The organism is Clostridium sp. JN-9 (assembly GCF_004103695.1).
GTDB lineage: Bacteria > Bacillota > Clostridia > Clostridiales > Clostridiaceae > JN-9.
Genome location: NZ_CP035280.1, coordinates 2,714,051 through 2,728,572, shown reverse-complemented (window position 1 = coordinate 2,728,572; position 14,522 = coordinate 2,714,051). Strand labels below are relative to the sequence as shown.

12 protein-coding genes are annotated in these 14,522 nt (G+C 33.0%); 8 read left to right on the top strand and 4 right to left on the bottom strand.

The window, feature by feature from the left end; translation table 11 throughout:
* The first annotated feature begins 21 nt into the window (after nt 1–21).
* Together EQM05_RS13160 and map are read left to right on the top strand one after the other, a co-directional pair.
* Entirely contained in the window at nt 22–378 is a 357-nt protein-coding gene (locus EQM05_RS13160; RefSeq protein WP_128750454.1) for a hypothetical protein, read from the top strand.
* Between the two features lie 128 nt (nt 379–506).
* Complete coding sequence (gene map, locus EQM05_RS13155) at nt 507–1,256, top strand: type I methionyl aminopeptidase (RefSeq protein WP_128750453.1); 750 nt, start codon at nt 507–509, stop codon at nt 1,254–1,256.
* 105 nt (nt 1,257–1,361) lie between these two features.
* Here map and EQM05_RS16360 read toward each other — a convergent pair whose 3' ends face one another.
* Nucleotides 1,362–1,493, bottom strand: coding sequence for a hypothetical protein (locus EQM05_RS16360; protein WP_279222119.1), 132 nt, complete (start codon nt 1,491–1,493; stop codon nt 1,362–1,364).
* Nucleotides 1,494–2,147: 654 nt separating this feature from the next.
* Here EQM05_RS16360 and EQM05_RS13150 point away from each other — a divergent pair.
* Nucleotides 2,148–2,663 (top strand): hypothetical protein, encoded by a 516-nt coding sequence (locus EQM05_RS13150; protein ID WP_128750452.1) that lies wholly within the window; start codon nt 2,148–2,150, stop codon nt 2,661–2,663.
* A gap of 319 nt (nt 2,664–2,982) precedes the next feature.
* On the opposite strand, the gene EQM05_RS13145 is transcribed toward EQM05_RS13150, so the two are convergent.
* On the bottom strand, nt 2,983–6,054 hold the full coding sequence (locus tag EQM05_RS13145; RefSeq protein WP_128750451.1) for a vitamin B12-dependent ribonucleotide reductase: 3,072 nt from the start codon (nt 6,052–6,054) through the stop codon (nt 2,983–2,985).
* A gap of 285 nt (nt 6,055–6,339) precedes the next feature.
* Between EQM05_RS13145 and EQM05_RS13140 the strand changes: the two genes are divergently transcribed.
* From EQM05_RS13140 to EQM05_RS13130, 3 genes are all read left to right on the top strand, one after another.
* Nucleotides 6,340–6,549 (top strand): (2Fe-2S)-binding protein, encoded by a 210-nt coding sequence (locus tag EQM05_RS13140; protein ID WP_128750450.1) that lies wholly within the window; start codon nt 6,340–6,342, stop codon nt 6,547–6,549.
* A 106-nt stretch (nt 6,550–6,655) separates the two neighbouring features.
* Nucleotides 6,656–7,159: a gamma carbonic anhydrase family protein gene (locus tag EQM05_RS13135; protein WP_128750449.1), complete on the top strand. Its 504-nt coding sequence runs from the start codon at nt 6,656–6,658 to the stop codon at nt 7,157–7,159.
* Between the two features lie 51 nt (nt 7,160–7,210).
* A complete protein-coding gene (locus EQM05_RS13130; RefSeq protein ID WP_128750448.1) occupies nt 7,211–8,056 on the top strand; it encodes a S1-like domain-containing RNA-binding protein in 846 nt (281 codons plus the stop codon).
* A 57-nt stretch (nt 8,057–8,113) separates the two neighbouring features.
* Here the strand turns inward: EQM05_RS13130 and EQM05_RS13125 are convergent, their stop codons facing one another.
* Nucleotides 8,114–10,780 (bottom strand): calcium-translocating P-type ATPase, PMCA-type, encoded by a 2,667-nt coding sequence (locus EQM05_RS13125; protein ID WP_128750447.1) that lies wholly within the window; start codon nt 10,778–10,780, stop codon nt 8,114–8,116.
* Nucleotides 10,781–11,183: 403 nt separating this feature from the next.
* On the opposite strand from EQM05_RS13125, the gene EQM05_RS13120 reads away from it, so the two are divergent.
* Together EQM05_RS13120 and EQM05_RS13115 are read left to right on the top strand one after the other, a co-directional pair.
* The gene (locus EQM05_RS13120) at nt 11,184–11,774 is read left to right on the top strand and encodes a type II toxin-antitoxin system PemK/MazF family toxin (protein ID WP_128750446.1); all 591 of its coding nucleotides are present in this window, start codon (nt 11,184–11,186) and stop codon (nt 11,772–11,774) included.
* A gap of 334 nt (nt 11,775–12,108) precedes the next feature.
* Complete coding sequence (locus tag EQM05_RS13115; protein WP_128750445.1) at nt 12,109–12,531, top strand: YaaR family protein; 423 nt, start codon at nt 12,109–12,111, stop codon at nt 12,529–12,531.
* Nucleotides 12,532–12,575: 44 nt separating this feature from the next.
* On the opposite strand, the gene EQM05_RS13110 is transcribed toward EQM05_RS13115, so the two are convergent.
* Nucleotides 12,576–14,507, bottom strand: a complete 1,932-nt coding sequence (locus EQM05_RS13110) for an NAD(+) synthase (protein ID WP_128750444.1) — start codon at nt 14,505–14,507, stop codon at nt 12,576–12,578.
* Between the last annotated feature and the right edge of the window lie 15 nt (nt 14,508–14,522).

Genomic DNA, 14,522 nt, shown 5'->3' with positions numbered 1-14,522 from the left:
TTATGAGGGGGAAAAATAATTATGCCTACTTGGTTAACATTTGTTTTAAGAGTAGTAATATATGCAACAGTTTTGCTAATTGCATATAATATTTTGAGAAAATATGTACTTTACAGATTTAAACCAAATAAATGGGTTGTTTTAGCTGTTGGTATAGCCATATTTTTTGTACCATCTCTTATTGCAGGATATTATAAATATAATATGGAGGGTACAATCTGGCAGGTTATACAATCAGGAGTTTTTATTATCTTGTTTTTATGGTTTATGGATTTGTCCGGGCTTGGAGGAAACAGAAAAGTAAACAAAAAAGACGATTATGTTATTAAACCAAAAGCAAAACCAAACAGAGTTAAAAATCAACATAAAAAAGATTAAATTAAGAAGATGATTCCTTTATAATATGGGGGTCATTTTTCACTATTAAGAAATATGTTTAATTGATAATTCAGAAGTGGTAAAGTATATATGTAAATATAATTTTTAAATGCAAAGGGTGATATACATTGATTATAATTAAAAATCAAGAACAAATTAATAACATGGCTGAGGCAGGTAAAATATTAACTGCATGCCATAGAGAACTTAGAAAGATAATCCGTCCTGGTATATCCACTCTGCAAATTGATAAATTTGCAGATGACTTTATACGATCTCATGGAGCAATAGCAGAGCAAAAGGGTTTTGAGGGATATCCCTACGCAACCTGTGCATCTGTGAACGATGAAATATGCCATGGATTCCCAAGCCATACTCATCTCCATGAGGGTGATATTGTTACAATTGATATGGTTGTAAATCTCAATGGATGGATGGCTGATTCTGCCTGGTCTTATCCAGTAGGTAAAATATCCAAACAAGCTGAAGATCTCCTTAAGGTAACAAAAGAATGTCTTTATATAGGTATTGAGAAAGCTGTTATTGGAAACAGGCTTGGTGATGTTTCACATGCAATTCAGGTTCACGCTGAGTCTCACGGATTTTCCGTTGTACGTGATTTCACAGGACATGGTATAGGCCAAAGTATGCATGAAGACCCAGAGGTACTTCACTTTGGTTCTCCAAACAGAGGAATAAAACTCTGTGAAGGAATGGTATTCACCATTGAACCCATGATTAATGCTGGTTCTTTTAGATTAAAAATTGATAATAACGGATGGACAGCCAGAACTTTAGATGGAAGCCTGTCAGCTCAATATGAGCATACACTTGCTATTACTAAGGATGGTCCATTGGTTCTAACCGAACAGGATTAATAGATCCTGTATTAAATAGGTCATATAATTACTAATACCCAATAGATAATAAAATGAATTTGTATTTATTGATCTATTGGGTATTTTTTCTTATGATGCTTTTTGTTATGTATTGGAGATTTTACTTTCGGAAAATTTTGATACCCAGCTGCCAAGCCAATATCCTATAAAACTGGATAACATACCTAATGGTGATGTTATTAGTATTAACTCTTGTACATCTATGTTTAACAGCATATGTTTAAACCCATATAATGGTCCAACGTACCAGATATAAAATGGAAATAACAATGATTGAATGAGTTTATTGCTAGCAAAAATCCAAATAATGATAGATATAATGATATTTCCGCCCCAATATATCATAATAAATCTCTTATATTTTTTTTCTTGAATTAGTCCCCAATAGAAGCTAAATATTGCCCATATTAATAAAAATGTTATTGAAATGAAATAATTAAAATTTGATAGACTATACCCTTTGTAAAATTCCGCCCATTGAAAATATAAAGCAAGGCACGTAATAATTATCATGAAAAGAATTGTGATAATTATTTGTTTTTTTCTCAATTAAATTCCCTCCAATTTTTTTTAATTTACTTAGCTAAATATATGTGTATTTTACCATGTGGTGTCATATATTTCAATATATAGAAGTATGTTACATCATTTAAAATATCCAATCCTCAAGGATTTTTGGGACTGCTGCGGTGATTAGATATTTATTTTCTAACAGACACCTATGGCTCTTTTAAATAATAATGTTGATGTGAATAGGACTTTAGCAAAAGAACAAAGATTAAAGAACAAAGATTAAATAAGGTAGTTTTTCTTTGCAGAAAAACCAAAAACTCAATTGATTAAGTGAATCATAAGTTTTAATAACTAAAAATGGTTTCAATTATAGTTTTATTAGATAATAAAAAAAGAGTACATGATCAAAGCGTAAGTTACATTAATATCAGCAATAATAAAGTCTGCGTTATTACAGCATTGGATTCACATAAAAATATTTATTCCAGGGCAGTTGGCACAGGACGTATGAATGCAATGGATATGGAAAATTATATTGGAAAAATATTAAATAAAAATAGGCAGGCAATCTCAAGGCCGAAAAGCTTTTTTGCCTTGTTCTTTAAGAGAAAGAAAATAAGGGAGATAAATAAATACCTTGATAATAGCTCTGAAGCAGTAAAATATAGATGTGACTGCATGGAATGGATGTACCGTTTTAGAGGAGTAGCAACAAAGTATTTAAATAATTATTTAAGCTTATTCAAATTATTAAAGAACGGTAATTTTAATAATATCTTATCTGCGATAAATAAATTTATAGAAGCAATAAGTAAAATTAATATGGAAAATACATATATAAATATGAGAAATGCTGAAATATGTTTTAATTAGCCTGTCCCTAACGGGAGTTTGTTACTTTATCAACACTATTGAATAAAAGAGCCATATACCTAAAGAAGGAAAGATTAAAGGAGGAGTATTGCACCAGCAGTTTTAACTGCTAATGCAACAGCCCCTTATAATTGTAATTATACTATATTTTACCATGACGAAATACTAACTAAGATGCATTCCACACAAAAGATGTACTGGCGATAAGTCATGACGAAATACTAACTAAGCTGCATTTAAAGTACATCTATAGTTGTGTTCTCTCTGCAGAACAGCTGCATTCCACACAAAAGATGTACTAAATAAATGCAGCATAGTTTTACGAGCATCCAGTTGTTGATCCGCAGTCAAGGCATACCATGCAGGTTCCGTTTCTTACCATTCTTGTGGAGGAGCAGTTGGGGCATGTACTTCCATATACCCGTTCACCTTTAATATTATTGTCTACATCTTCAACTTTTATTGGCTCCATGTCCTTGCTTAATTGGTTACCAGAGGCTAATGATTCTTCAATAGCAGCAGCCTGGTCTGGGGCTGAATCGGGATCACAGTAGTTTTCAGGTTTTACCTGGCATCTGCTGTAATCTCCTGTTTCTATATCAATAATTTTACTTACCAGGTCTGAAATAGAAGAAACATACTTTATATAAGGATGCTTTTGTACAAAGCCATATGGTTCATACTTTTGTCCCCGCAGCATTCTGGCAATGTCTTTTGGTGGAACATGATACTGAAGCATTACTGACAGTGCTTTAGAAAGTGAGTTAAGCAGTCCTGTTATAATTGTACCTTCTCTGTCAGTAGTTATATAAATTTCTGAAATCTCGCCATTTTCTCTTCTGTTAACTGTAGTGTATATTTTAACATCCTCAATTTGTGCAGGATGTGTGGTACCTTTTCTAATACCAACAGGCTTCTCCCTTTCTGAATATTTGTAACCCTTCTGAAGTTCCTTAGCTTTAGCTAAAAGCTTGTCATAGGGTAGATCCTCAAGCTTTAAATCAATATCATTTGATAAATTTATGTTTAGAGGCTGACTTGCCTTTGAACCATCTCTATATAAAGTTATTCCCTTTATGCCAAGTTTCCATGAGGATAATACCACCTTCTTAAAATCATCCACTGTTGCTGTTTTTGGCAGATTTACAGTTTTAGAAACAGCTCCGGATATAAGTGGTGTAATTGAAGCAACCATTAATACATGACCCATAGCTGCAATAAATCTTTCACCTGTTCCACATTTATTGGCCGTATCAAAAATAGGAAGATGCTCTTTTTTTAAATGTGGCGCACCCTCTAATTTACCGTCTATTACTTTCTCATATTCATAGCCGTTTTCCTCTACCTTTTCTTTTCTTAAAACATATTCCAGTATGTCACTTATTTCATCATCACTATAGTTTAAGTTCTTTAAAGCTAATTCCATAACAGGATTTATTATGGTCATAAATCCACCGCCAGATAGTTTTTTATAAACAATATGACTGAAAAAAGGTTCAATTGAAGTTGCTCCACAGTCCATGGCAAATGATATGGTTCCTGTTGGAGCCATTACAGTTACCTGAGCATTTCTATATCCAAATTTATCACCATTGTCCAAGGCGTTTATCCAGCTTTTTTTCAATGTTTCACTAATTTCGCCAAGACCTAGTTTGTTTAATAAATCATGATTAACTGTCATAGGCTTGTAATTTAGTCCCTCAAATGAATCTTGGAAAGAACCTTTTATTATATTTTTAACATCCCTTGAAGTAACGCCGGCAGCTCTTGCATGATTTCTTATAACTCTCATCATATATTTCTTGTTTGTTTCAAACTTTTCAAATGTACCGATTTTCTCTGCCATCAGTGCAGATACATAATATGAATATCCAGTTAAAATACCTGCAAGTGAAGCTGCAAGTGCTCTTGCTTCATCAGAATCATATGGGAATCCCATAACCATAAAAAGTGATGCTAAATTTGAGATACCTAGTCCTGTTGTTCTAAACATATATGTTTTACGTGCAATATCTTTGGTTGGAAACTGACCCCAGTGTATTGAGCTTTCCAATATTAACTGAACTAATCCAATAACGTGCAGATATGCTTTTACATCAAAGGACTTTTCGGCAAAATTGTAAAATTTATAAACATTTATAGAAGCCAGATTACATGAAGTATCATCCAAAAATGCATATTCACCGCATGGATTTGTGGAGTTTATTTTATTATATTTGGCATTATATACGCCGTCTTCTCCAGCAGGACATGTATGCCATGCATTGAATGTATCTATGAACTGAGGCGCAGGATCGGCGCACTGCCATGCAGAAATATTAAATGTATCCCAAAGATCTTTAACCTTTACTGATGTATTAACTTTTTTATCTACTCTGCCTTTTAAAACAATTTCTTCATCTTCATTTTTATCTAAATTAGCTACTTTATTCATAAATTCATCAGAAAATCTTATGGAATTGTTACTGTTCTGACCTGATACAGTTTCATAAGCTTCACCGTCAAAATCAGTATTATAGCCCATTTTTCCAAGAGCTCTTACTTTTTTTTCTTCATTTGCCTTCCAGGTTATAAAATCCTTTATTTCAGGGTGATCAATGTCCAGGCAGACCATTTTGGCAGCACGTCTGGTTGTACCACCTGACTTTATGGCCCCTGCATTCCTATCCAAAGCTTTTAAAAAGCTCATTAAACCTGAAGAAACCCCTCCGCCGGAAAGTTTTTCTCCCTTTGCTCTTATATTTGAAAAATTAGAGCCAGTACCAGATCCACCCTTAAACAATTTTGTTTCAGTGATAAATTGTTCAGAAATAGAATGAGGGCCTAATAATTTGTCCTCAATGGACAATATAAAACAAGCTGAAGCCTGAGTTCTTGAGTATGTATCCTTACTTTCTACAACTGATTTTAGATTTTCATCATAATAAAAATTCCCTTGGGGCATTCCCTTGATATCATAGCTTCTTTTAAGGCCAGTGTTGAACCATTGTGGGGAGTTAGGAGCATACATTTGAGCTAATAATGCATATACCATTTCGTCATAAAAAATTGACTTTTCATCTTCATTTTCTATAAGCCCTTCATCCATTAGGGAAGCTGCCCAAAAGTCCACCATTCTGTGGGCAAGCATTTTCATACTGTTTTCATAACCTAATTTATTTGGAACCCCGGCTCTTCTAAAATACTTTGAGGCAATAATATCACAGGCATTTTGAGAATAGTGTTCCGGAAACTCCAGGTTCTTCATGTCCACAAGTACTTTACCTGTTTTATGATCCTTTAGAAAAACGTCTACGGTTTTCCACTTAAATAAGTCATATACAGTTTTAGATGTGTCCTTTTCCAATTCCTTTGTAAAATATCTTACAAATAATTTATCTAGCGATTTCATGCATTTCCTCCTAAATTAAATAATTCAAAATCTAGTTTTTATTAAAGTATATAATTAACATAAGTAAATTATACTACCATATGTAGTACAGTGTAAATATTAAAACTACAATATGTAGTAATATTGAGTAACCTTCACATAATAGCTATATTTTCAATTTTTACACCATTACTTTCTAATATACAACTAATTATTGAAAAAAATAAGTATTGACTTTTAAAAAATAAATATTACCATGTAATGTAGAATGATTATTAATCCATATATAGGAGGAAAATTTTAATAATGGAACAAAACTTAAATAATGAAGTATTAGATAAATTGACAAAAGTCTGCTTATGCAGAGGAATATCAAGAGCAACTATGAAAAAGGCTATACAAAACGGAGCAAGGACAGTAGAGCAGGTAAGAAAAGCAACAGGTGCAGGGTCAGGATCCTGCAAGGGGAGAAGATGCACCCCTAAAATAGAAGAACTATTAAAAAATTCTTTATAAAAATAATGGTTACTGCAAAATGCGGTAACCATTATTTTTATTGTCATTTATTGCTATTAGACTTATAATACAGATATAAAATAAATAAATAATAAGGTGAATTTTTATGATTATAAATTTTAAAGGAAAAAAGCCATGCATAAGCGAAAGCTGCTTCATAGCTGAAAATGCTCAGGTTATAGGAGATTTAACATTAGGTGAGGATTCAAGCATATGGTTTGGTGCTGTTGTAAGAGCAGATGTGAACAAAATATTTATAGGTAAGGGCACTAACATACAGGATAATTCAACAATTCATGTTTATCGCAGCGGTCCTGCCACAGACATAGGAGATAATGTTACAATAGGTCATAATGTGGTTCTTCATGGCTGCAAAATTCATGATAATTGTTTAATAGGCATGGGTTCAATTATTTTAGATGGAGCAGAAATAGGAGAAAATACAATTATAGGAGCAGGAAGCCTTGTAACACACAATAAAAAAATACCATCAGGTGTTCTATGTATGGGTTCTCCTGCAAAAGTAATAAGAAACTTAACTGAAGGTGAAATTAAAGCAAATATGGATAATGCTATTCATTATGTACATCTATCTAAAGAATATAAATAAAATTGTATTGTAATTGGTAATAATATAGTAAAGCAATAAGGAGTGATAACAGTGATAAACATAGGAAAATTTAATAAAATGAAAGTAGCCAGAGAAGTTGATTTTGGATTGTTTTTAGATGCCGGTACAGGAAATATGAGTGATGATATACTTCTTCCTAATGGCAATTTAAACGGTATGGAATTAAATGAACAGGATGAAGTAAATGCATTTATCTATAGGGATTCCAAGGATAGACTTGTAGCAACATTAAGGGCTCCCTTAGCACAGGTAGGAGAAATGGCATATTTAAAGGTAGTTGGAGAAGCTGATTTTGGAAGCTTCATTGATATTGGCCTGGAAAGAGATGTTCTGGTGCCCAAAAAAGAAGAAAATTATATGATTACAGTAGGGGCCAGTTATTTATTTTATATTTATGTAGACAAAACAGACAGACTGGCAGCAACAACATTTATTGACAGATATTTAGAGGATGATGCACCATACTCAATTGGAGATGAAGTAAGCGCAACGGTGTATGGATTCCAGACTAACGGCAGTATAATGGTTGCTGTGGATGATAAGTACAGAGGTGTGGTTTTAAAAAATGAATACTTTGAAAGAGTTGTGCCTGGTGAAAAGCTAAACTTAAGGGTTAAAAAAATATATGATGAGGATGGAAAATTAGGATTGACTCCAAGAAAGTCTCCAAAAGAAGAAAGAACACAGCTTCAAGATGATATATTGGATTATTTAAAAGAACATAATGGATTTATGGAGTATAATGATAAGAGTTCTCCTGAAGACATTAAAGCTGTATTCCATGAAAGTAAAAACTATTTTAAAAATGCATTAGGAGGTTTAATGAAAAAGCAGCTCATTAAACAGGATGAAACAGGTACATATCTCATTAAATAAAAAAGCTTAAAAAAGAAGCAGTTTTGCTAAAATGCAAAACTGCTTCTTTTAATCTTTTTAATGCTTTTTTCCAGCCCTGATAAATATTTTTACAATTTCATTGATTACCAAAGGCATTACTGATAAAATTCCAACAAATCCCCAGTCTCTCATGGATAGATTCCATACCTCAAATATAGAGTTTAAAGCTGGGACTGTTATGATAGCATCCTGAAGGAATATTCCAAACAGTATAGCAGCAATTAGGTATTTATTGCTGAATAAACCTAATTGGAATATGGATTTTTCAGGGTGTCTCATGTTAAGTGCATGAAATAATTGTGATACACTCAGTACCACAAATGCCATTGTCTGAGCATGAGTTAAGGCATCTTTTGAAAGTTTTTCAGGCATTAAAGGAAATAATGTGGTAGATCCTGTATAAACTTTTACTCCAACTACAAATGCACAAAGAGTGAGAAATCCTATCAAAATTCCATTTAATATCAGTGCGACACCTGTTCCATGTGCAAACAGACTATCCGAAGAATTACGAGGCTTTTCCTTCATTACTTCTTTATCACCTGGATCAGCGCCTAATGCTAAGGCAGGAAAACTATCTGTAATCAAATTAACCCATAACAAATGTATTGGTTTCAGGGGAGCTGCCCAGCCTAAAAGTATGGCCATAAATAGAGATAATATCTCACCTGTATTGCAGGATAAAAGAAATATTATGGACTTTTTAATATTATTATATATATTTCTGCCTTCTTCAATGGCTTTTACTATTGTAGAAAAGTTATCATCAGTTAAAATCATATCAGAAGCACCCTTTGCCACATCTGTTCCTGTGACTCCCATTGCCACACCAATATCTGCAGCTTTAAGTGAAGGAGCATCATTAACACCATCACCTGTCATGGAAACAATATTACCCTTTGCCTTTAGAGCTTTAACAATTTTAACCTTATGTTCAGGGGAAACTCTTGCAAAAACTCTAAGGTTATCAATTTTATCAGACAATTCTTCATCAGACATTTTATCTATTTCATAACCAAAAACTGCCTGTGATTCATTTTCTGCAATTCCAAGTTCTTTTGCAATGGCATAAGCAGTATTTTTATGATCACCAGTAATCATTATAGTATTGATTCCTGAAGCTTTGCACACTGCTATGGAATCTTTGACCTCTTCTCTTGGAGGATCGATCATACCCACTAATCCTATGAAAATCAGGTCACATTCCAGTGAATCCACTTCAACATGTTCATCATTAATTATTTTATATGCTGATCCAAGAACTCTTAAAGCATCATCAGACATGGAATTTGAAGCTTCCATAATATTATGCTTTATTTCATCAGTTAAATTTACTACATTACCATTTACCACAGCTTTGGAACAAATCTTCAGCAGGTTATCTATGGCACCTTTAGTCATTACATAGTATTGATTTTCATATTTGTTTACTGTTGTCATTAATTTTCTGTCAGAATCAAATGGAACTTCATTTACTCTCTTATGCGAATCATCAGTTTCTTTTTTAAACATATTATATAAAACTCCTGCCTCAAGCAGGGCTATTTCTGTAGGATCACCAGTTTTTGAATCCTCACTGAAAGTAGCATCATTACACAGTACTAAGTTTTCAAGAAGCAGTTTATGAAATGGATTCTTTATATCCAGAGAATTTATGCTTCCCAAATAATTATCACAGTAGAACTTTGTAACTGTCATCTTGTTTTGTGTTAATGTTCCTGTTTTATCTGAACATATAACATTTACAGAGCCAAGTGTCTCCACGGCAGGGAGTTTTCTTATGATAGCATTTTCTTTTATCATCTTTTGAACACCCATAGCCAGAACAATAGTAACTATGGCTGGAAGTCCTTCAGGAATAGCAGCAACAGCCAGTGTTATAGCAGTTAAGAACATTTCAAATATGTCCCTTTTCTGAATTACAGCTACAACAAACATCAGGGCACAAATTCCCAGTGCTGCAAACCCAAGAACCTTTCCAAGCTCTTCAAGTTTTTTCTGAAGCGGTGTTAATTCTCTCTCCTGAGTATCAAGCATTTTAGCTATTTTACCAATTTCTGTATCCATACCGGTACTAACAGCAACTCCTACTCCTCTTCCATAGGTTGACAGAGTGGACATAAATGCCATGTTCTTTCTATCACCTAATGCTGTATCTTCTCCTTCTAAAATTAATTGAGCATCCTTTTCAGAGGGAACAGATTCACCAGTTAATGCAGATTCTTCAATTTTTAAATTAGCACTTTCAATTAATCTTAGATCACAGGGAATATATCTTCCCGCATCTATTATAACAATATCACCTGGAACAACTTCTTCAGAGGGAATTTCCTTTAATTCACCATCTCTTTTAACCACTGCTTTTGGAGTGGAAAGTTTCTTTAAAGCTTCAAGGGACTTTTCAGCTTTTGACTCCTGAACTACTCCCACAAATGCATTAATAAAAATTACAACGGCTATAATAATTGCATCACTTACTTCACCAAGCAGGGCAGAAACAACAGCTGCTGCTATTAATATATAAATCAGCACATCATTTAACTGCTCAAAAATCAGTTGAAAGATATTTTTTTGTTTTTTACCTGCCAGTTTATTAGGACCATATTTTTCTTTTCTTCTGTCAGCTTCCTCAGATGATAATCCCGCTTTGGGATTAACGGAAAATTCATTAATAGTGTAATCAATATCCTTGTCAAACCACATTAAAACCACCTCTTTCATATTATTAACAAAGAAAATCCTATTATTACATTAGAATATAAAAAGACCCTTGCCATATTAATGACAAAGGTCTTGCAAACTCATTAAAGAGTAAACTATCCGGGCAAAAGCCGTACTGACGAATAGTTAAAAGCGTATAACTTATGCTACTCCCCTTTATATAATAAATCCTACCATATAAAAACATTTATATCAAGAAGAATTTGAGTTTTTTCATATAACAGTGTAAAATAAATAAATATGATACCCTTAAAATGATGTAATATTCAGTAAATTGCAGAATAATTGCATTTAATCAATTAATATATAAGCACTTAATCATTTATTAGATTTTATTTAACTCACAAAATTTGGTATTATATACACTGGGGGGTGAATGTATTATATGAAAAATCTAGAAACCATGAGCGGGCAGGAATTAAAAGAATACATAGAGGAGACAAAATTAAGTATCAGTAATTTGTCTAAAGAGTACATAGATAAAATTGAGAATAAAATAGATGAAACAAAAAATAAAAAGGAATTGATTCAGCAGGCATTAATGATAAAAAAACTATATAAATATGTAGAATGGACTAATGAAGCAATTAAAATGAATGATAATGTGCCTAACAGATCAAAAGTTATACCTAAAAGGGGTGAGATATGGACCTGTGAGCTTGGACAAAACATTGGATCTGAAGAAAATAAAATCAGACCTGTAATTATACTTCAAAATGACACAGGTAACGTAAACGCACCAACTACTATTGTTGTGCCTATATCAAACAGGCCAAAGAGGATAGCTGTACATATAGCTTTGAGAAGCGGGGATTTTATATTGGTTGAGGGTGAGAAAATGGAGATTACAGGCACTGTATTAGCTGAGCAGATCAGAGTGGTTTCCAAAGCAAGATTAGGGAGACACGTTGCAACATTAAGCGACAAGTTTATGAAACTTCTTGATTCTAAAATAAAAATTTCATTGGATTTATAATTTTTTTAAAAATATGGGCATAATACTAAACAAATTAAAGAAATTTAGTGATTATTACTTGTACTTCGTAAAGTTAAATGCTATAATATCTATGGAACTGAGGTAAACATACCTAGCAGAGGTTAGGAGATCATATCTCATATCTGCTTTTTTTATTGCGAACATACTCGACAATGGTCGAGAGATAATATATCATAACAAAGTGGAGGGACTGGCAGAACTTGTCAGCCTTTTTGTTTTGCCTGAATTTCTATAAAAAATAATTTAGATATCCATAAATAATAAATTAGTTTATAATATAGTTATATATTATATTAAAAATAGGGTGATAATTTTGGAGATTAACAGACTTGGAAGAAATATGCCTGTTTCATCAGAAAAAAAAATAGTCTCAAATAAAAAAGATTTTTCTCAAAATTTCAGCTTTGCAAGACAGCAGAAATCAGAAGAACAATTAAAAGAAATGATGGGAGATATACGAAAAAAGGGAAATAGACTGGCAATAACAAAGTGTTATGCAGATGTAAGGGCATATAAAAAGCTAATACAGCAGTATTTAAAATCTGTATTGAACTATATGTACAGCGTAAATAAGGACATAAGTTTCTGGCAGACTCAGTATTTCATTACTGTGGATACAGTTGACAAAAAATTAGAAGAGATTACAGAAATGCTTCTCAAAGATGAAAAAGAAAACCTGGATATAGCAAGTACTATTGATGAAATTACAGGATTAATTGTGGATATATATAAGTAAAAGGCTCTTCAATTTTTATTACGAAGAGCCTTGGTTATTTATATTTAAATGTGTTTATTTGAATTCATCCAAAGCTTACAGCTGGCATCTGAAGGCATTCTCCAATCTCCTCTTGGAGATAGGCTGATTGTTCCTACTTTAGGTCCATCAGGCAGTGCAGAACGCTTAAACTGCTGTGAAAAGAACCGTGTTATAAACTTATTCAGCCATTTTTCTATTACTTCTATGTTATAATCATTTTTAAATGCCTCTGCAGCAAGGAAAAGAATCTTTTCAGGGGCTGCACCTTCCCTTATAAAATGATATAGGAAGAAATCGTGCAGCTCATAGGGGCCAACTATATCTTCTGTTTTTTGAGCTATGTTTCCTTGTTTATCCTTAGGAAGCAGTTCCGGACTTACAGGTGTATCTAATATATCCAAAAGTATGGAGGACACTGTTTTATCCACTAACTTTTCCGCTACATAAAGAACTAAATATCTAACCAGAGTTTTAGGAACGGAACAGTTAACGCTGTACATGGACATATGATCACCATTATATGTACACCATCCAAGCGCCAGCTCAGACAAATCTCCTGTGCCTATTAAAAGTCCGCCTTCTTTATTTGCAATATCCATAAGTATTTGAGTTCTTTCCCTGGCCTGAACATTTTCATAAGTAACATCAAGTTTTTCTATAGGATGATTTATATCTTTAAAGTGTTGTATACAAGCAGCTGTAATATTGATTTCCCTTAATTCTGTGCCAAGATTTCTGCATAAGTCAACTGCATTGTTATATGTCCTGTCTGTTGTTCCAAAGCCAGGCATAGTAACAGCTATTATATTTTCCCTGGGGATATTAAGCATATCAAATGTTTTAACAATAACCAAAAGTGCAAGTGTTGAGTCTAAACCACCTGATATACCAATAACAGCTTTGTTTAGTGCTGTATGGGTAAAGCGCTTGGCAAGTGCAGCGGTTTGTATATTAAAAATCTCCTGGCATCTTGTTTCTCTTAAATTTTCATTTGAAGGAACAAATGGATGCTTATCAACAAACCTGTCAAAAGTTCCATATTCAGTGGAAGCAAAATTAAAATTGACTGTTCTTATGTTTATAGGTACTATTTTTGCACTATCTCTAAAGCTCACATTTTTTATTCTTTCATTTTGCAGCTTATCTACATCAATAATTGAAGATATTACCTCATTATGTCTTTGGAATCTGTCATTGCACTTTAAGATAGCTCCGTTTTCTCCAATAATTAAATCACCGCTGAAAACTAAATCAGTTGAGGATTCATACACTCCTGCAGATGAATATATGTATGAGCTTATGCATCTTGCACTTTGTGATTTTACTAAATCACTTCTATAATCAGTTTTGCTGACAACTTCATTGGATGCAGAAAGATTGCCAATAATATTTGCCCCTGCCAACGACAAAATACTGCTTGGGGGAATTGTCACCCATAGATCTTCACAGATCTCAAATCCAAACTTAAATTTACCGCATTGAAATATTAAATCCGTTCCAAATGGGATGTCATTTTGAAAAAATAAGTCTGTATTCCTGTTTATCACTCCAATGCCCTCAGTGAACCAGCGCTTTTCATAAAATTCTGTGTAATTTGGGATATAACTTTTTGGAACTATACCTAAGATTTTACCATTGAACAATATAAAAGCGCAGTTATACAGTATTGAGTTATAAACTAAAGGTGCTCCTACTGCAACTAATATATCTTTTCCCTCTGTATATTTACATAAATTATTTATACCATTTAAAGCTTCATCAATGAGAAGCTGCTGAGAAAATAAATCACCACAGGTATAAGAAGTAATGCACAGCTCTGGAAAAACTACCAACTTAGATTTCTGATCTATGGCTGCATCAATACAGCATTTAATATTTTCTAAATTATAACTTATATCAGCCACATTTGTTAGAGGACATGCAGCTGAAACTCTTATGTAATTAAATTCATTCATGGCAACCTCCAAATA